The 16634-nt window shown below is 69.2% G+C and carries 13 protein-coding genes; 8 read left to right on the plus strand and 5 right to left on the minus strand.

The genetic code is table 11. The annotated features are described in order from the left end of the window. Positions 1-38 precede the first annotated feature (38 nt). The 3 genes from LCHO_RS14935 to LCHO_RS14945 are packed head-to-tail and all read left to right on the plus strand — an operon-like array spanning position 39 to position 2695. Complete coding sequence (locus tag LCHO_RS14935; RefSeq protein ID WP_150105485.1) at positions 39-296, plus strand: hypothetical protein; 258 nt, start codon at positions 39-41, stop codon at positions 294-296. Beyond that, the gene (locus tag LCHO_RS14940; protein WP_012348004.1) at positions 283-2085 is read left to right on the plus strand and encodes a prohead protease/major capsid protein fusion protein; all 1803 of its coding nucleotides are present in this window, start codon (positions 283-285) and stop codon (positions 2083-2085) included. Before LCHO_RS14935 ends, LCHO_RS14940 begins: the two co-directional genes overlap by 14 nt. Positions 2086-2137: 52 nt before the next feature. Continuing rightward, entirely contained in the window at positions 2138-2695 is a 558-nt protein-coding gene (locus LCHO_RS14945) for a hypothetical protein (RefSeq protein WP_223210452.1), read from the plus strand. 248 nt (positions 2696-2943) lie between these two features. Here the strand turns inward: LCHO_RS14945 and LCHO_RS14950 are convergent, their stop codons facing one another. Continuing rightward, a complete protein-coding gene (locus LCHO_RS14950) occupies positions 2944-3417 on the minus strand; it encodes a hypothetical protein (protein ID WP_012348006.1) in 474 nt (157 codons plus the stop codon). 198 nt (positions 3418-3615) lie between these two features. On the opposite strand from LCHO_RS14950, the gene LCHO_RS14955 reads away from it, so the two are divergent. Beyond that, entirely contained in the window at positions 3616-5283 is a 1668-nt protein-coding gene (locus tag LCHO_RS14955; RefSeq protein ID WP_150105486.1) for a hypothetical protein, read from the plus strand. A 52-nt stretch (positions 5284-5335) separates the two neighbouring features. Here LCHO_RS14955 and LCHO_RS14960 read toward each other — a convergent pair whose 3' ends face one another. Further along, positions 5336-6415, minus strand: a complete 1080-nt coding sequence (locus LCHO_RS14960; protein WP_012348008.1) for a tartrate dehydrogenase — start codon at positions 6413-6415, stop codon at positions 5336-5338. A 39-nt stretch (positions 6416-6454) separates the two neighbouring features. Further along, positions 6455-8092, minus strand: a complete 1638-nt coding sequence (locus LCHO_RS14965) for a 4-hydroxyphenylacetate 3-hydroxylase family protein (RefSeq protein WP_012348009.1) — start codon at positions 8090-8092, stop codon at positions 6455-6457. A gap of 150 nt (positions 8093-8242) precedes the next feature. On the opposite strand from LCHO_RS14965, the gene LCHO_RS14970 reads away from it, so the two are divergent. Beyond that, positions 8243-8788, plus strand: a complete 546-nt coding sequence (locus LCHO_RS14970) for an isochorismatase family protein (protein ID WP_012348010.1) — start codon at positions 8243-8245, stop codon at positions 8786-8788. Positions 8789-8813: 25 nt separating this feature from the next. Here LCHO_RS14970 and LCHO_RS14975 read toward each other — a convergent pair whose 3' ends face one another. Beyond that, positions 8814-9662, minus strand: a complete 849-nt coding sequence (locus LCHO_RS14975; protein WP_012348011.1) for a PA4780 family RIO1-like protein kinase — start codon at positions 9660-9662, stop codon at positions 8814-8816. A gap of 2 nt (positions 9663-9664) precedes the next feature. Beyond that, entirely contained in the window at positions 9665-11938 is a 2274-nt protein-coding gene (locus tag LCHO_RS14980; RefSeq protein ID WP_012348012.1) for a helicase-related protein, read from the minus strand. Between the two features lie 58 nt (positions 11939-11996). Here LCHO_RS14980 and dbpA point away from each other — a divergent pair, with 58 nt between their 5' ends. The 3 genes from dbpA (at position 11997) to LCHO_RS14995 (ending at position 16620) form a co-directional block, all read left to right on the plus strand. Next, the gene (gene dbpA, locus LCHO_RS14985; protein WP_012348013.1) at positions 11997-13430 is read left to right on the plus strand and encodes an ATP-dependent RNA helicase DbpA; all 1434 of its coding nucleotides are present in this window, start codon (positions 11997-11999) and stop codon (positions 13428-13430) included. A gap of 173 nt (positions 13431-13603) precedes the next feature. After that, entirely contained in the window at positions 13604-15865 is a 2262-nt protein-coding gene (locus LCHO_RS14990; RefSeq protein ID WP_012348014.1) for a type I secretion system permease/ATPase, read from the plus strand. Next, a complete protein-coding gene (locus LCHO_RS14995; RefSeq protein ID WP_083772745.1) occupies positions 15862-16620 on the plus strand; it encodes a putative HlyD family type I secretion protein in 759 nt (252 codons plus the stop codon). Before LCHO_RS14990 ends, LCHO_RS14995 begins: the two co-directional genes overlap by 4 nt. Positions 16621-16634: the final 14 nt, after the last annotated feature.

Raw genomic sequence — 16634 nt, forward strand, 5'->3', positions numbered from 1 at the left:
TGTGTGAGCCTGAGCCGATGGCGCCGACGATCGGTGCCATGAACACACCCACCCCACCCAGTACGCCACGCCCCGCCAGCGTGAGCCTGTACCTGCGCGTCGACGGCTCGCTGCTGATCGTTCGCGATGGCCAAGACATCGAGATGAAGTTGACCCCACGCCAACTTCTCGAACTGGGCATGGACGCGCTGCAGCTGGCCGCGCAACAAGAGCCCATGCTCATGGATGACGTGGCCGAAGTCTTGGCCAACACCCGCATCCCCACCGTTCAAGAGGCTGGCCATGTCCCGCACTGAGCTGGTCAACCGCTCTGCCACCTTCGAGCGGGCGCTGGTCGACCTGGCCGCGCGGACCGTGCCGGTTTCGTTGTCCAGCGAACGGCCAGTGATGCGTTACGGCGAGTTGGAGGTTCTGCGCCACGAACCCCAGTGCATCGACCTGAGCCGCGCCATCGGGGGCTTGCCGCTGCTGTACTGCCACGACCACGCCCAGCCTGTCGGCGTGGTCGAGAACGTGCGCCTCGATGGCCGGCGCCTGGTCGGCACCGCACGCTTCGGCCAGTCGGAGAAGGCCCAGGAGGTCTTCCAAGACGTGCGCGACGGCTTGTTGCGCGGCATCTCGGTGGGCTACCGCATCAACGCCACCGAACCCATTCTCGGCGGCATTGCCGCCACCTCGTGGACGCCCTACGAGGCGTCCGTCTTGGCCGTTCCTGAAGATTCAACCGTCGGTATCGGCCGCAGCGCTGGCCAACTCCAAACCCCTGAAGGGAATTCCCCCATGCCCGCAAACACCCTCGACCTGCACACCCGCGCAGCTGCCCCCAACGAAGTGCGCGAGCTGGTCAAGCTCCACGGCCTCAACGCCAGCGTGGCCGATGGCCTGATCCAGCGCGGCGCCACCCTGGACGCGGTGCGCGCCCACGTCCTGGACGCCCTGGCGTCGAGCGACCGGGCCTCGGGTGGCCACCTGAACACGACCTCCAACGGCATGGAGTACCACGGCCGCAGCCTGGCCAGCATCGGCCACGAAATCCACGGTCCGCAGGTTGAGCAGATGCAAGAGGCCCTGGTGGCTCGGATGGGCGGCCCGGCCGCCAAGACCGGCAACCAGTACCGCCACGCCCGCATGGCCGACATGGCGCGCGACCTGCTGGAGCATCGCGGCCTTCGCACAACGTCGATGGCACCGCGCGAGCTGGTCGAGCGGGCGTTGCATACCACGAGCGACTTTGCGGGCCTGTTGCAGGGCGCTGGAAATCGGCTGCTGCGCCAGGGCTACGAGTCGGCCCCCAGCATCAAGCGGGTGTTCAAGGCCAGCACCGTGGCCGATTTCCGCGCCAAGCAGAAGCTGAACTTGGGCGAAGCGCCAGCCCTGCTGAAGGTCAACGAACACGGGGAGTTCAAGAGCGGCTCCATGGCCGACACGACCTCGAGCTACAGCCTGGCCACATTCGGCCGCATCTTCGGCATCTCGCGCCAGGCACTCGTGAACGACGACCTGAACGCCTTCGGCGACATGTCCGTGCGCTTGGGTAAGGCGTCGGCCGAATTCGAAAATCAGTTCCTCGTGGATCTGCTGACCAGCAATCCCTCGATGTACGACGGCACCGCGCTGTTCCACGCCGCCCACGGGAACCTGGCCACCGGCGCAGGCTCTGCGCTACAGCTGTCCGCTCTGACGGTGGCCCGCCAGGCGATGCGACTGCAGAAAGGCCTGGACGGCAAAACGCCGATCGATGCTTCCCCGCGTTACCTGGTGGTGCCGGCTGCACTGGAAACGACCGCCGAGCAGTTGGTGAGCGCCATCACACCGAACCAGTCTTCCAGCGTCAATCCGTTCGCCGGCCGGCTGGAGTTGGTGGTAGATCCGCGCCTCGATGCGGTGTCTCCGACGGCCTGGTATCTGGCCGCCGATTCGGCCGTGATCGAGACGATCGAGTACGGCTACCTGGACTCGGCCAACGGCCCGGAGATCTTCACCGAAGAAGGCTTCGAAATCGACGGCCTGCACATGAAGGTTCGCCTCGACTTCGGCGGCGGTGTGATCGACTGGCGCGGCCTCTACAAGTCCGTAGGCGCCTGACAGTCCAACGAATCGGCGTGGGGTTGAGCGAGGCGACCATAGCCCCCACGCAATGAGCCTGGTCAACATGGCCGCCACCCGCTGGCTACTGCGTTTTTCTTCCTCCTCGCAGAGTCAGCCCGTCGACTTGGGCCGCACACCACGCGGGGAGGTCGACCCTATTCAACCCAACAGGGCGCCTTCGGGGCGCCCTTTGCACATGCGCAAGAGAACCCGCCGCAAGCACTTTGACTCTGACGCCCACCCGGTGCGCCTGGCGCTGTTCGCGAGCAAGCTGACCGAGGCGGACGACCTTTGCAGCCTGCGCACGCTTGAACTGATGAGCATGGCCGCGCTCGATGCTGGCCAGGCCACGCCCGCCGATTTGCTCACGCTGCGTCGATCGTGCCGGATCAGTGCCGAGCTGGCCGCCGCCGGCATCGGCCCCGAGGCTGCGCCGCTGGCGCAGGCCGCGCTCGATGCATTGCGCCGCTGCGGGCCCGGTGCCGAGCAGGTAGACCGCGAGGCAGTTCGCCAGTTGCTCGACGTCTACGATCAGCAGCGCCTGCTGACGAGCTGGGCCGGCCTGGACCGGGCAATCAACCGGGTGGTGCGGGGCCGGGTCCAGTAGCTCAAGCTTGCCAGCGCTGGGGGCAACTTTGGGGGCAACTGCTGGTGCCGAAAGTCCATGATCCGTCTTGAATCAACAGCTTGTGCCTGTGTTGCGAACCCCCTCCTCCCACCACCGTCAAAGAAGGCTCACTCTCCGATGGGGAGTGGGCCTTTTTCTTTGGTCAGCAGGCCGTGCAGACCGGGTACAGCGTTCTGGGCGCCGGGTCTCGAATCACAGCAAAGCGTTCTTTGATTTGATGCTCGATCTCAATACTTGACCTTCAGCATGTCGAGCTGTTCCTTCGTGATGGCAGGAACCTCGCCGCGTTTTTCCCAGCGATTGAGATTCCAGGCGCCTGGGCCGCCGACCCAGGTCTTGATGATCTCGAGGTTCTTCGCCCGCTCGGCCTCGGTCTCGCCCAGGTGCTTGTACATGTTGCCGGGCTTCTTGTCGGCGGTGTTGCTGCCGTCATCGAGCCGGCGCATCAGTGCGCCCGTGTCGGGCCAGCTGATCAGCTGGACCAGGTCGGCGTAGGTGTCGGTGCGCGGGCCGAGCTTTTCCTTCTTGTAGCGCTCCTCGGCCAGCTTGAACTCGGCCAGCGTCGGTGCCGTGTCGCCGTGGCATTCGTCGCACTGCGCCTTGATCAACGGGCGGATGTCGTTGCGGTAGGTCACGTCCGCGGCCACGGCGGGCACAAGCGCGGTGGAGAAGGCCAATGCGAGGGCGAAGCGAATCGTCATGTCGTTTTCCTTTCGGGTTCAACTGTCGATTCGACGGTCTGATGCGGCGCATCGACACCGTCGATCCTGTCTGCTGCAGCTGCCGGCTCTGTCACGAGTCTTGCCTGACGGCAAGGTTCGATGTTGCGCCGGCTCGCACTTGACGGGTCATCGATCTGATTGACCCAGGTCAAGTACCGCGATCGCTACGATGACGGCATGCGCCGGACGCTCAAGCCCCGTCTCCTGCCGTTGGCCGCGATCCTGTCTCTGCTGACGCTGTCGGCGCTGTCGGCGCCACTGGCGGCGGCCGAGGTGCAGACGGTCTGCACCGTCACCGTCAACTCCGCCGACGAGAAGGAAGCCTTTCGCCGCCACCTGCCCGAGGCACGGTTCCGCTTCGTCGAACTTGTCGAGCGCGGGCGGCCCGACTGGCTGGCGTCGGCGTGCCGTGCGGACGTGCAGTGCGACGTGCTCATCGTCTCCGGCCATTACGACGGCAGCAGCCAGTTCTTCTCGGACCAGCTCGACACCGGCGAGCACCTGCCGGTGGCCGAACTGGAGCGCATCTCCTGCAGCCAGTCGTGCCCGGCGCTGTTCTCGCAGCTGAAGGAGGTCTACCTGTTCGGCTGCAACACCCTGAACCCGAAACCGCTGGGCAGCACGTCGGCCGAGATCGTTCGGGCGCTGGTGCGCGAGGGGCACTCGCGCGCCGAGGCCGAGCGCGAACTGGCGTCGTTGAACACGGGGCTGGGCAACAGCAGCCGCGACCGGATGCGCCACGTGTTCAAGGACGTGCCGGTGATCTACGGCTTCTCGTCGACGGCGCCGCTGGGCCCGCTGGCAGGCGCCACGCTGGATCGCTATCTGCAGGCGAACGGCGGCCGCGAGATCGGACGCGGCCACCCGAGCGGCAGCCTGCTCGGGTATTTCGCGCCCTACCCGATGGCCGTGGCGCACGGCATCACCGACCAGGATCCGCACGCCGACGCCCGGCGCGACATGTGCCAGTTCGCCGACGAGCGGTCGTCGATCGCAAGCAAGCTGGCGTTCGTGCGCCGGCTCCTGCGCAGCGGGACGGCCGCCACGCTGCTGCATCTCGACCGCATCGAGCAGCTGATGACGGCGCTCGACGAGCCCGCGCGGCAGGCCCCCGAGACCGCCCTGGCGCTCGATCGCATCGCGCAGGACATCGTCGCCAGCGGCCACTTCCTGGCGTTTGCGCGCCAGACCGATCAGCCGGAAATGCGCGTGCGCATGGTCGATGTCGCACGCGAGCTGGGCTGGCTGTCGGCCGATGAACGCCGGGAGGAATTCGTGCGGATGCTGCGCGAACTGCAGGCGCGCCCCGCGGTCGGCCTGACCGAGGTCAACCTGGCCTGCACCCTGAACCGGCGGCACGAGCTCGACGGCGCCTTCAGCCGGCGCCTGCCGGCCGACGACATGCCGCACGCGGCCGTGCGCGCCTGCCTGGGCAGCGCCGAGGACCACGCGCGCACGCTGGCCGGGCTGGTGGGCGGCAACGAGGCCGATGCGCTGATCGCGCAGGCCTACCTGCGGCATCGGCCGCTCACCGACCCCGTCGCGCTGCAAGGCCTGGCGGCCGAGATCGTGCGCATGGACGCGCCCGTGGCCCAGGTGCGCGCGCTCGAGGCACTGGGGCGACACCACGTCGCCGACCGCGGCATCGTCGATCTGCTGGTCGAGCTCTATGCGAGGACGCCGTCGGAGCCCGTGCAGGACGCCGTCGCGGGCATCCTGATCCGCGCCGACCGGGCGTCGATCGCCAGCCCGCAACTCGTGCGCACCCTGCGCGAGCACCGCCTGGAGTCGCCCGCCGACGACACCCTGATCGACGCGCTGATCCGCCGGCTGGAATCGCCCTGAGCGTGCGCAGCGCGCCGACCCGCGGGCGCCGACCCGGGTTCGCCGACGGCCGTCAGCGCGCCGCGGTGCCGATCAGCGCAGCAATCGCCTCGCCCATCTCGGTGGTCGATGCGCTGCCGCCCAGGTCGGGCGTGCGCGGGCCCTGCGCCAGCACGGTCTCGATGGCGCGCACGATCGCGTCGTGGGCGTCGCGATGGCCGAGAAAGTCGAGCATCAGCGCGCCCGACCAGATCATCGCCACCGGGTTGGCGATGTTGCGGCCGTAGATGTCGGGCGCCGAGCCGTGCACCGGCTCGAACAGCGACGGGAAGCGGCGCTCGGGGTTCAGGTTGGCCGACGGCGCCAGGCCGATGGTGCCGGTGGTGGCGGGGCCGAGGTCGCTCAGGATGTCGCCGAACAGGTTGCTCGCCACCACCACGTCGAAGCGGCCGGGCTGCAGCACGAAACGTGCGCTGAGGATGTCGATGTGCTGCTTGTCGACCGTCACCTCGGGATAGGCCATCGCCATCGCATCGGCGCGGCCGTCCCACCACGGCATGCTGATGGCGATGCCGTTGCTCTTGGTCGCCACCGTCAGGTGCTTGCGGGCACGGCTGCGGGCCAGCTCGAAGGCGTACTTCAGCACCCGGTCGGTGCCGTGGCGCGAGAACACCGACTCCTGGATCACGATCTCGCGTTCGGTGCCGGCGAACATCACGCCGCCGAGGTTGGTGTACTCGCCCTCGGTGTTCTCGCGCACAACGCAGTAGTCGATGTCACCGGCGCGGCGCCCGGCCAGCGGGCACGGCACGCCCTCGAACAGCCGCACCGGCCGCAGGTTGATGTACTGGTCGAACTCGCGCCGGAACTTCAGCAGCGAGCCCCACAGCGAGACGTGATCGGGCACCGTCGCCGGCCAGCCGACCGCGCCGAAATAGATCGCGTCCATGCCCTGCAGCTGCGCCTTCCAGTCGGCGGGCATCATCTCGCCGGTGCGGGCGTGGTAGTCGCAGCTGGCCCATTCGATCGGCGTGAAATCGAAGGCCAGGTCGAAACGGCGCGCCGCGGCCTGCAGCGCGCGCAGGCCCTCGGGCATCACTTCGCGGCCGATGCCGTCGCCGGGGATGACGGCGATCTTGTAGCGGGCTTGCATGGGGGTCTCCGGTGTGACGATGTGGAAATGGCGCCGATGCTAGGCGCCTGCGACATCGTCACGCGTCGACACCGGCAAGGCCACCATCACCGCCTGGCCGGGCTGCGTGCAGCCGCTGTCGCAGCAGCGCCCGGGCTGGCGGTTGCGGGTGATGGCGCGGGTGTCGCCGCCTTCGGTGGGCGCGAGCACGCCACGGTCGAGCAGGCGCTCGACCAGATCGACCTTGTTGCCCAGCGGGTAGTTGCGCCAGATCTCCTGCTTCATCGCCGCCGGCGAGCCGCCGCCGTGCAGGCTGATGACCGAATACCAGCCGGCTTGGTACGACGCCGTCAGGTCCTCGACGAAGCGCGCCACCTCGATGCGCTTGTCGTAGGGCACCGCCGGATTGGCGCGCAGCACCTCGGCCAGCGTGGCGGCGGTAGCCGGGTTGTGGTCCTCGTCGGGCCCGGGCAGCGCCACGATCAGGCCGCCCGAGACCTCGTGCGCGAGCCGGTGCATGTCGTAGATCTGCGTGGCCAGCAGCAGCTTGCCGATGTTGGCGAACACCGGCTCGGGCATGAAGGTCCCGCTGTGTTGATCGGCCGTGCCGTAGACGCTGGCCGCCACGCCGCAGGCGAAGAAGCCTTCGGTGATCTTGATCAGCTCGACCATCGGCTCGCGCAGGCTCGACGTCTGGCCTGGGTCGAAGCCGTTGGCCTCGCACATCAGCGCGCCCGCGCCGATCAGCAGGTCGCCGAAACCGGCCCGCGCACCGATGCAGCTGTGGCGGTGGTGGGTGGCGTAGTGGTAGGTCAGCGTGCCCGAGTGCTCCCATTCACCGGCGTAGAACACGCGCTCCCACGGCACGAACACTCGGTCGAAGATCACCACGCCGGTCGACTGCCCGTAGCGGCGCGAGAACAGCGGCGCGCCGTGTTCGACCTTCTCGCCCGGCCGCCCCGCCGGGCGCGCCACGATGGTGATGCCCGGCGCATCCACCGGCACCGCGCAGCAGACCGCGAAATCGGCGTCCTCGCGGCTCATGTTGCGACCGGGCATGACGAGGAACTCGTGCATGTACGGCGCACCCGTGACGATCGCCTTGGTGCCCGAGATCACGATGCCTTGGGGCTTGCGCTCGACCACGTGCACATGGGTGTCGGGATTGGCCTGCTGGTGCGGGCGGCGCGAGCGGTCGCCCTTGGCGTCGGTCATCGCGATGCCCAGCGCCAGGTCCTCGGTCTGCACGCGCTGCAGGTAGGCCTCGAAACGGGCGCGGTGTTCGGTGCTGCCGCGGGCGTCGTCGATGCGGGCGCTGACCTGGCCGATGGCGTTGAGCGCGTCGTGCGCCAGGTAGCGCTGCGCGCAGCCGGTTTCCTGGCACAGCAGGCGCACCGCCTCGAGCTTGTCGAGCAGGTCGCCGGCCGACTCGTTGACGTGCAGCATGCGGTTGACGGTGCGGCCGCTGCGCGTGTGGCGCGCCGTCATCAGCCGCGCCATCGCCGGGTCGTGCGCCAGGTCGTAGGTGACGCCCAGCGCGTTGATGCCCGGCTGCAGGCTCGGCGCATCGGCCACCGACTCGATCCGCTGGCCGTCGACGTAGACCACGGGCCGCAAGCGGCGCAGCGATTCGCGGTAGTCGACCGCGGTCATCAGGCCGGCGGTGGCGGCGGTCCGGGTGGGCGGGGCAGCGTGCATCGGGTGTCTCCTCAAGCTCGTTGTCGAACGATTCTGACACCCGGGTCGAACGACGCCATCGACACCCGATTGCGCGATACGCTGGCGCCCGCCCGTGACGCGCCGATCGCGCGCACCTCGATCCTCGCCAAGAACCCTGGAGCCACGCCCATGAACCTGATCAACCTGCAACGCTCGACGCTCGTGCTGGTCGACTACCAGCAGCGCCTGCTGCCCGCCCTGCACGGCGGCACCGAGGCGCTGGCGCAGGCCACGCTGCTGGCCGACATCGCCCGCGACCTGGGTGTGGCCGTGATCGGCACCGAGCAATACCCGCAAGGCCTCGGGCCCAATCACGAGGCGATCCGCACGCGCTGCGACCACACGCTCTCGAAGCTGCATTTCGACGCCTGCGCCGACGGTCTGCTCGAGCAGCTGCCACCGGCCACCGCCAGCCATCCACGCGAGGTGGTGGTGGCCGGCTGCGAGGCCCATGTCTGCCTGATGCAGACCGCGCTCGGCCTGCTCGACGCGGGCCTGCGGGTGTGGGTGGTGGCGCCGGCCTGCGCCTCGCGTGTGGCCGACAACCACGCGCTGGCGATGCAGCGCCTGCAGTCGGCCGGGGCAGGCATCGTCAGCGTCGAGATGGTCGGGTTCGAGTGGCTGCGCAGCTGCGAGCACGCGCAGTTCAAGCAGGTGCTCAAGCGTTTGAAGTAGTCCGACGGGCCTCGCGGCCCACCATCTACTGCGTCGTCTGCAGCCGCAAGCGGCGAGCCGCCTCTTCGTCGCGCGCGTCGTCGATCTCGCGCAGCACGCTGCCCAGGTCGACCGCGCCGGCCTTGTGCTTGAAGCGGCCGGTCAGCGGCGTGTCGGGGTGCAGTTCGCCGCGCTGGAACAGCTCCCAGATCTCGTGGCCGTATTCGGTGCGCAGCAGCTCGGGTGCGAAGCGGCCGAAGAAACCGCGCAGGTTGTCGACGTCGCGCAGCAGCATGCGCTGGGCGTGGTTGTTGCCGGCCGCGTCGACCGCCTGCGGCAGGTCGATGATCACCGGCCCGTCGAGCGCGAGCAGGATGTTGAACTCCGACAGGTCGCCGTGCACCACCCCCGCGCCGAGCATGCGCACCACCTCGGCGATCAGCGTGGCGTGGTGGCGGCGCGCGTCTTCGGGCGTGAAGACGACGTCGTTCAGGCGCGGCGCGGCGTCGCCGTTTTCATCGGTCACCAGCTCCATCAGCAGCACGCCGTCATGGAAGTTGTACGGCTTGGGCACCCGCACGCCCGCGCCGGCCAGGCGGTAGAGCGCGTCGACCTCGGCGCTCTGCCAGGCCTCTTCCTGCTTCTCGCGGCCGAACTTGCTGCCCTTGGCCATCGCGCGGGCCTGGCGGGTGTTCTTGACCTTGCGGTTCTCGGTGTAGTCGACCGCCTGGCGGAAGCTGCGGTGGGTGGCTTCCTTGTAGATCTTGGCGCAGCGCGTGTCGTCGCCGCAACGCACCACGTAGACCATCGCCTCCTTGCCGCTCATGAGCTGGCGCACCACCGTGTCGATCAGGCCTTCGTCGACCAGCGACTGCAGCCGCTTGGGCGCCTTCATGCTCAGCGGCGCGCGCGGTGGCGCACCTGCGACAGCGGGCGCTTGCCCTTGAGCTGGCGCTCGATGCCGTCGTTCAGGTCCGAGCGCAGCGCGATCACCTCGTCGAGGTGGCCGTAGACGCCGGGGAACCGCAGGTCCAGCCACAGCCACAGCGTGCACGCACGCAGTGCCTGCTCCATGCGGTCGAGCCGGCTGTGGCCGTCGACGCCCTGCAGGAACCACGGCGTGCCGGCACGGCCGGTGCGGGCGTGGTTGCTGCTCCACTCCAGGTATTCCTGCACCTGCGATTCGGTGCGGGTGTCGACCGGCGCCTGCGCGTAGGTGAAGCGCTCCTTGAGCGTCAGGCCCGCGGCGCTGATGTCGAGCTTCTCGGCCAGGTCGAGCATCTGCTCGAGTTCGGCCACCGCGAAGTGGGCGTCGTCGAGCTTGAGCTGGTCCATGAAGACGTCGAGCACCTCGCGCAGGCGGGTCTTGTTGAGCCGCCTCGAGATCGTGTCGACGTGCCAGCCGTTGGGCGCCACCGGCGCCTTGAAGTCGCGCGGCGCGCGCGGGGCGCGGTGCAGCAGGTCCTTCAGGCTGCGCTCGGCCGAGGGCTCGGCCTCCTTCAGCACGCCGGTGAAGCCTTCCTCGTGCATGCCGTAGCGGCCGGCCCGGCCGGCGATCTGGTGCACCTCGGACTCGCTCAGCGAGCGGTCGGCCTGGCCGTCGAACTTGGTCAGGGTGCTGAACAGCACGCGGCGGATCGGCAGGTTCAGGCCCATGCCGATGGCGTCGGTGGCGACCAGCACGTGCGACTCGCCGTGCGCGAAACGCTCGGCCTCGCGGCGGCGCACCTCGGGCGGCAGCGCGCCGTAGATCACCGACACCGGGTGGCCGCTGGCGGCGATCTTGTCGCGCAGCGACAGCACCTCGCGGCGGCTGAACGCCACCACAGCGTCGCCGAGCTTGAGGCCCGACAGCGACACCGCGTGCGGCAGCAGCTCGACGTGCTGCTTGCGCTCGAACTCGCGCACCGTGCAGCGCTCGCCGCACAGGCCCAGCAGGTTCTCGATCGCCGGCACCGCGTAGGCCGAGCAGATGATGATGACCTCGCGCGCGGGCACCGCCACGATCGCCTGGGTCCAGGCCCAGCCGCGCGAGTTGTCGAAGATCATCTGCGCCTCGTCGATCACCGCCACGTCGATCGGCGTGTTGGTGCTGACCATCTCGATGGTGCTCGACACCACCCGCGCGCCCTCGGCCGGCACGTTCTCCTCGCCCGTCAGCAGCGAGCACGGCACGCCGCGCCCGACCAGGCGATCACGCCCTTCGAGCGCCAGCAGCCGCAGCGGCGCCAGGTAGGCGCCGTCGATCGCCTGGGCCAGGCGCTCGAAGGCGGCGTAGGTCTTGCCGCTGTTGGGCGGGCCGACGTAGAGCGTGACGTTGCGCTGCAGGTTGCGCGCCTTCACGAAGGTGTCCGGGTAGCCCTGGAACGCCAGCTCGGAGTTCAGGCCTTCGAGCGTGTCGAGCTCGGTGGCGCGGTGTTCCCAGCGTTCCTGGGCCCGGCTGCAGGCGGCCTTCAGCTCGGCGAACTGGGCCGGCGACTGCGGCACGGCACATTCGGCCAGCAGGCGCGGCAGCAGCGACTCGAGGTGCTGCGACTTGAACGAGCGGCTGCGCGCCAGCAGCGATTCGAGGTGCGCCAGCAGCTCGGCCGCATGCGGATAGCCGACCGGCGCGCCGATCGCCGCCAGCAGCGCGGCGCGGTCGCCGGTGCGGTAGAAGGCCCAGACCGGCTGCGCATCGACCGGCAGCCGGAACAGCACCGGCACGCGCCAGCCCGGCTCCGACAGCGTCAGCGCGTGGCTGATCAGGCGCGTCCACTCGCCCAGGTGGCGCGACACGCCCAGCGCCTCGAGCGCGGCGGTGCGTTCGAGCAGCGCCGGGCGCATCGTCGGCCCGGTGCCGACCGCCTCGATGTGGGCCAGCGCGACGTCCATCAGCTCGGGCGCGATCCAGCGGCTGGGCCGCGCGCCGGCCACCGCCTTCTGCAGCAGCACCATGCCGAGCGTGTCGAGGTGTTCTTCGAGGCCTTCGCTGTTTTCCGGCAGGTAATCGGCCGGCTTGACCACCTGCGGCAGGTTGTAGGCGTTCTGTCGAAGGCGCCCGACCTGCTCCTTGCTGATGTGCGCCGGCACCCGTTTGGCGTGGCGCGGCACGGGCAGGTTGAGGGTCTCGTTGGCGCGCACGGGCGCGCGCTTGGGCAGGGAGGGAGTCGGGTTCGATTGGTCGGGCATGGAGGGGGTTGGCATCTGGGCCGGGCGAACTCTAACCGCAGACTCACGATAATCGCGCATGAGCAGCTCTATCACCTCCGCGGCCGCGGCCGCAGATCCGGCATCGAACGCCGCCCTTTCCTTCAGCAGCCTGCCGCTGCCACCGGCCACGCTGGCCAATCTGCAGCAGCTCGGCTACACCGCCATGACCCCGATCCAGGCCGCCAGCCTGCCGCTGGCCCTGGCCGGCCACGACCTGATCGCGCAGGCCAAGACCGGCAGCGGCAAGACCGCCGCCTTCGCGCTGGCGCTGCTGGCCAACCTGAATCCGCGCCGCTTCGCGGTGCAGAGCCTGGTGCTGTGCCCGACCCGCGAGCTGGCCGAGCAGGTGACCCAGGAGGTGCGCCGCCTGGCCCGCGCCGAAGACCACATCAAGGTGCTGACGCTGGTCGGCGGCACCACCATGCGCCCGCAGCTGGCCAGCCTGGAGCACGGCGCGCACATCGTCATCGGCACGCCCGGCCGCATCATGGACCACCTCGAGCGTGGCAGCCTCGACCTGTCGGCGCTCAACACCCTGGTGCTCGACGAGGCCGACCGCATGCTCGACATGGGCTTCTTCGACGACATCAAGACCGTCATCCAGCAGTGCCCGAAAGAGCGCCAGACGCTGCTGTTCTCGGCCACCTACCCCGAAGGCATCGCCCGCATCAGCGCGGCCTTCATGCGCGCGCCCAAGGAGATCAAGCTGACCGAAAAGCACGCGGCCGGCAAGATCCGCCAGATCTTCTACGAGGTGCGCGAAGACGAACGCCTGCACGCCGTCTCGCTGCTGCTCGACCACTACCGCCCGGTCAGCACGCTGGCCTTCTGCAACACCAAGCAGCAGTGCCGCGACCTGGTGCAGGTGCTGCGCGCGCAGGGTTATTCGGCGCTCGAGCTGCACGGCGACCTGGAACAGCGTGACCGCGACCAGGTGCTGATCCAGTTCGCCAACCAGAGCTGCAGCGTGCTGGTGGCCACCGACATCGCCGCCCGCGGCCTCGACATCAGCCAGCTCGGCGCGGTCATCAACGTCGAGATCACGCCCGACATCGCCACCCACACGCACCGCATCGGCCGCACCGGCCGGGCCGACGAAGAAGGCTGGGCCTTCAGCCTGGCCAGCATGGACGAGATGGGCCGGGTCGGCCAGATCGAGGTGATGCACGGCTTCACCGCGCAATGGCAACCGCTGGCCACGCTCACCAAGACCAGCGCCGAGCCGCTGCTGCCGCCGATGCAGACGATCCAGATCCTCGGCGGGCGCAAGGAAAAGATCCGCCCCGGCGACGTGATGGGCGCGCTGACCAAGGACATGGGTTTTGCCGGCGCGCAGATCGGCAAGATCAACGTCAACGAGTTCTCGACCTACGTGGCGGTGGCGCGCGAGATCGCGCCGCAGGTCGAACGCAAGCTGGCCGCCGGCCGGGTCAAGGGGCGCAGCGTGAAGGTGCGGTTGATGGCGGGCTGACCGCCCCAAGCACAGAAGTCGTCTCGGATCAAGGCCTGCAGGCCTCCACCTCTTGGGGGATATCCACATCCCAAATCGGCAAATTACATTCTGGCGTGAATTGTTGATCTCCGATCATCCAGGTGCGGGAAGGCGTGCAATCGAACGCTTTCGCGTGCCGTGCCACGCCAAGCATGCAGCCCGCCCAGCGCCATCCCGATCCCGATCCCGCGCCCGTCGCGCCAAAACCCACGGTGGGCCACCGCGCCGATGCCAGCGGCCTGCCGGCCCTGTGCCTGCTCGCTCGCCTGCACCACCTGGGCGCCGACGCCGCCAGCCTGCGTCACCAGTTGGGCAAGTCACCGAACGAGGTATTCACCACCGACGACCTGCTGGTGGCGGCCCAGCACCTGGGCCTCAAAGCCAAGCGCCTGGCCAGCAGCGCCGAGCGCCTGCCGCTGGTGCCGCTGCCGGCGCTGGCGCGCCTGCGCATCGACACCGGTGACGGCTCAGCCGTCGAACGCTGGGTGCTGCTGGCCCAGTGCGACGGCCAGCGTGTGCTGTTCCAGGATGCCGCTGCGGCCGACGGCGGCCGCCCCACGATCGAGCCGCTGGCCACCTTCGCCGCGCAATGGAGCGGCGAACTGATCGTCGCCAGCAGCCGCGCCAGCGTCGCCGGTGATCTCGCCAGGTTCGACTTCAGCTGGTTCATCCCCAGCCTGGTCAAGCACCGCCGCCTGCTCGGCGAAGTGCTGCTGGTGTCGCTGTTCCTGCAGCTGTTTGCGCTGGTCTCGCCGCTGTTCTTCCAGGTCGTGATGGACAAGGTGCTGGTGCACCGGGGGCTTTCCACGCTCAACGTGCTGATGGTCGGGCTGGTGGTCGTGGTGCTGTTCGAGAGCCTGCTCACGCTCTTGCGCAGCTACGTCTTCACCCACACCACCAGCCGCATCGACGTCGAGCTGGGCGCGCGGCTGTTCCGGCATCTGCTGGCGCTGCCCTTGTCTTACTTCCAGGCCCGCCGGGTCGGCGATTCGGTCGCGCGTGTCAGGGAGCTGGAAAACATCCGCAGCTTCCTGACCGGCAGCGCGCTGACGCTCGTGCTCGACCTGCTGTTCTCGGGGGTCTTCATCGCCGTGATGCTGCTCTACAGCGTGCCGCTGACGCTGGTCGTGCTGGCCAGCGTGCCGATCTACCTGGGCCTGAGCCTGAGCGTGGTGCCGCTGCTGCGCGCCCGATTGAACGAGAAGTTCGCCCGCGGCGCCGAGAACCAGGCGCTGCTGGTCGAGACTCTCACCGGCATCCAGACCGTCAAGGCCAGCGCGCTCGAACCCGCCCTGGCGCGGCGCTGGGACGGCCAGCTCGCCGCCTACGTCAGCGCGAGCCTGCGCACCCAGACCCTGGCCAACGCCGCGCACGAAGGCGTCAACCTCACCGCCAAGCTCGTCAACGTGGCCACGCTGTGGCTCGGCGCCCAGCTGGTGATGGACGGCGCGCTGACGGTGGGCATGTTCGTCGCGTTCAACATGTTCGCCGGCCGGGTGGCGCAGCCCATCATGCGCCTGGCGCAGATGTGGACCGACTTCCAGCAGACCGGCATTGCGATGCAGCGCCTGGGCGACATCCTCGACACCCGCACCGAGGTGCCACCGAGCAGCGCCGCGCAACTGCCCGCGCTGCAAGGCCGCATCACGCTCGACGGCGTGAGCTTCCGCTACCGCCCCGACGCGCCGCTGGTACTGCAGGGCCTGAGCCTGGAGATCGCGCCCGGCGAGGTGATCGGCATCGTCGGGCGCTCCGGCTCGGGCAAGAGCACGCTGACCAAGCTGATCCAGCGCCTGCACGTGCCCGAACAGGGCCGCGTCAAGGTCGACGGCATCGACATCGCGCTGATCGACGCCGCCCAGCTGCGCCGCCAGGTGGGGGTGGTGCTGCAGGAGAACTGGCTGTTCAACCGCAGTATCCGCGACAACATCGCCATCGCCGACCCCGGCGCGCCGCTCGAGGCGGTGCTGGCGGTGGCGCAGCTGGCCGGGGCGCACGAGTTCATCAGCCAGCTGCCCGAAGGCTACGACACGTTGGTGGGTGAACAAGGCGCCAGCCTGTCGGGCGGCCAACGCCAGCGCATCGCCATCGCCCGCGCGCTGTTCGGCAACCCGCGCATCCTGATCTTCGACGAAGCCACCAGCGCGCTCGACTACGAGAGCGAGGCGATCCTGCAGCGCCACATGGCGATGATCTGCCGCGGCCGCACCGTGATCATCATTGCGCACCGCCTGTCGAGCGTGCGCGGCGCGCACCGCATCATCGCGATGGACCAGGGCCGCATCGTCGAGGCCGGCAGCCATGAGGTGCTGCTGCGTACTGACGGGCTGTATGCGCAGCTGTGGCGGCTGCAGGCGGGCGGGCCCGCAACAGGCCCCGCCACTCCCGCAGGCCAACAGGAGCCACGGCCATGACGCCCACATCCGCAGCCGCACCCGCATCGGCGCAACAGCTGCCGCATCCCTGGCTGGCCTTGCTGGGGCGCTACGGCGCCGTGCTGAACGCCGCCTGGGCCGCGCGCAAAGAACTCGCCGGCCCGAAGCGCCTGGCCGACGAACGCGCCTTTCTGCCCGCCGCCCTGGCGCTGCAGGAGAGCCCGCCGCATCCGGCACCCGGGCGCGCGGCGATCGCAATCTGCGCCCTGTTCGTGATCGCCATCGCCTGGGCCTGCCTGGGCGAGATCGACGTGGTGGCGGTCGCACCCGGCCGGCTGGTGGTGCACGAGCGCAGCAAGATCATCCAGCCGCTGGAGAGCGCGGTGGTCACCGCCATCCACGTGCACGACGGCGACAGCATCGAAGCCGGCCAGTTGCTGGTCGAGCTCGATGCCACCGCGCCGCAGGCCGATGCGGTGAGCGTCGAGGAACAACGCCGCCATGCGCAGGCCGAGCTGCTGCGCGCCGAAGCGCTGTTGCGCGAGAGTGCGGCGATCGAGCGCGGTGCAGCCGCGGGCGAGCGGGTTTCCAGTCAGCGAGGGCAAGCCGCCGACCTGCAGCTCGAAGCCGAGCGGCAGGACCTGCAGGCCCGGCTCGCCCGCCTCGAAGCCGATATCCGCCGCCGCGAGGCCGAGTTGGTCACCGCTGGCGCGCAGCGCGCCAAGCTGCAAGCGACGCTGCCGCTGGCGCAGCCCCCCCGCGTCAGAATAGTTGTCGCCCCGATAGGAATCTGAATCCCGGGGGTAGG

It is taken from the genome of Leptothrix cholodnii SP-6, assembly GCF_000019785.1.
Taxonomy (GTDB): Bacteria; Pseudomonadota; Gammaproteobacteria; order Burkholderiales; family Burkholderiaceae_C; genus Sphaerotilus; species Sphaerotilus cholodnii.

Bases quoted from the DNA above. Each gene is read 5' to 3' on its own strand.
- LCHO_RS14935 (WP_150105485.1), top strand. From the start codon at position 39: ATGAACACACCCACCCCACCCAGTACGCCACGCCCCGCCAGCGTGAGC.
- LCHO_RS14940 (WP_012348004.1), top strand. From the start codon at position 283: ATGTCCCGCACTGAGCTGGTCAACCGCTCTGCCACCTTCGAGCGGGCG.
- LCHO_RS14945 (WP_223210452.1), top strand. From the start codon at position 2,138: ATGAGCCTGGTCAACATGGCCGCCACCCGCTGGCTACTGCGTTTTTCT.
- LCHO_RS14950 (WP_012348006.1), bottom strand. From the start codon at position 3,417: ATGACGATTCGCTTCGCCCTCGCATTGGCCTTCTCCACCGCGCTTGTG.
- LCHO_RS14955 (WP_150105486.1), top strand. From the start codon at position 3,616: ATGCGCCGGACGCTCAAGCCCCGTCTCCTGCCGTTGGCCGCGATCCTG.
- LCHO_RS14960 (WP_012348008.1), bottom strand. From the start codon at position 6,415: ATGCAAGCCCGCTACAAGATCGCCGTCATCCCCGGCGACGGCATCGGC.
- LCHO_RS14965 (WP_012348009.1), bottom strand. From the start codon at position 8,092: ATGCACGCTGCCCCGCCCACCCGGACCGCCGCCACCGCCGGCCTGATG.
- LCHO_RS14970 (WP_012348010.1), top strand. From the start codon at position 8,243: ATGAACCTGATCAACCTGCAACGCTCGACGCTCGTGCTGGTCGACTAC.
- LCHO_RS14975 (WP_012348011.1), bottom strand. From the start codon at position 9,662: ATGAAGGCGCCCAAGCGGCTGCAGTCGCTGGTCGACGAAGGCCTGATC.
- LCHO_RS14980 (WP_012348012.1), bottom strand. From the start codon at position 11,938: ATGCCCGACCAATCGAACCCGACTCCCTCCCTGCCCAAGCGCGCGCCC.
- dbpA (WP_012348013.1), top strand. From the start codon at position 11,997: ATGAGCAGCTCTATCACCTCCGCGGCCGCGGCCGCAGATCCGGCATCG.
- LCHO_RS14990 (WP_012348014.1), top strand. From the start codon at position 13,604: ATGCAGCCCGCCCAGCGCCATCCCGATCCCGATCCCGCGCCCGTCGCG.
- LCHO_RS14995 (WP_083772745.1), top strand. From the start codon at position 15,862: ATGACGCCCACATCCGCAGCCGCACCCGCATCGGCGCAACAGCTGCCG.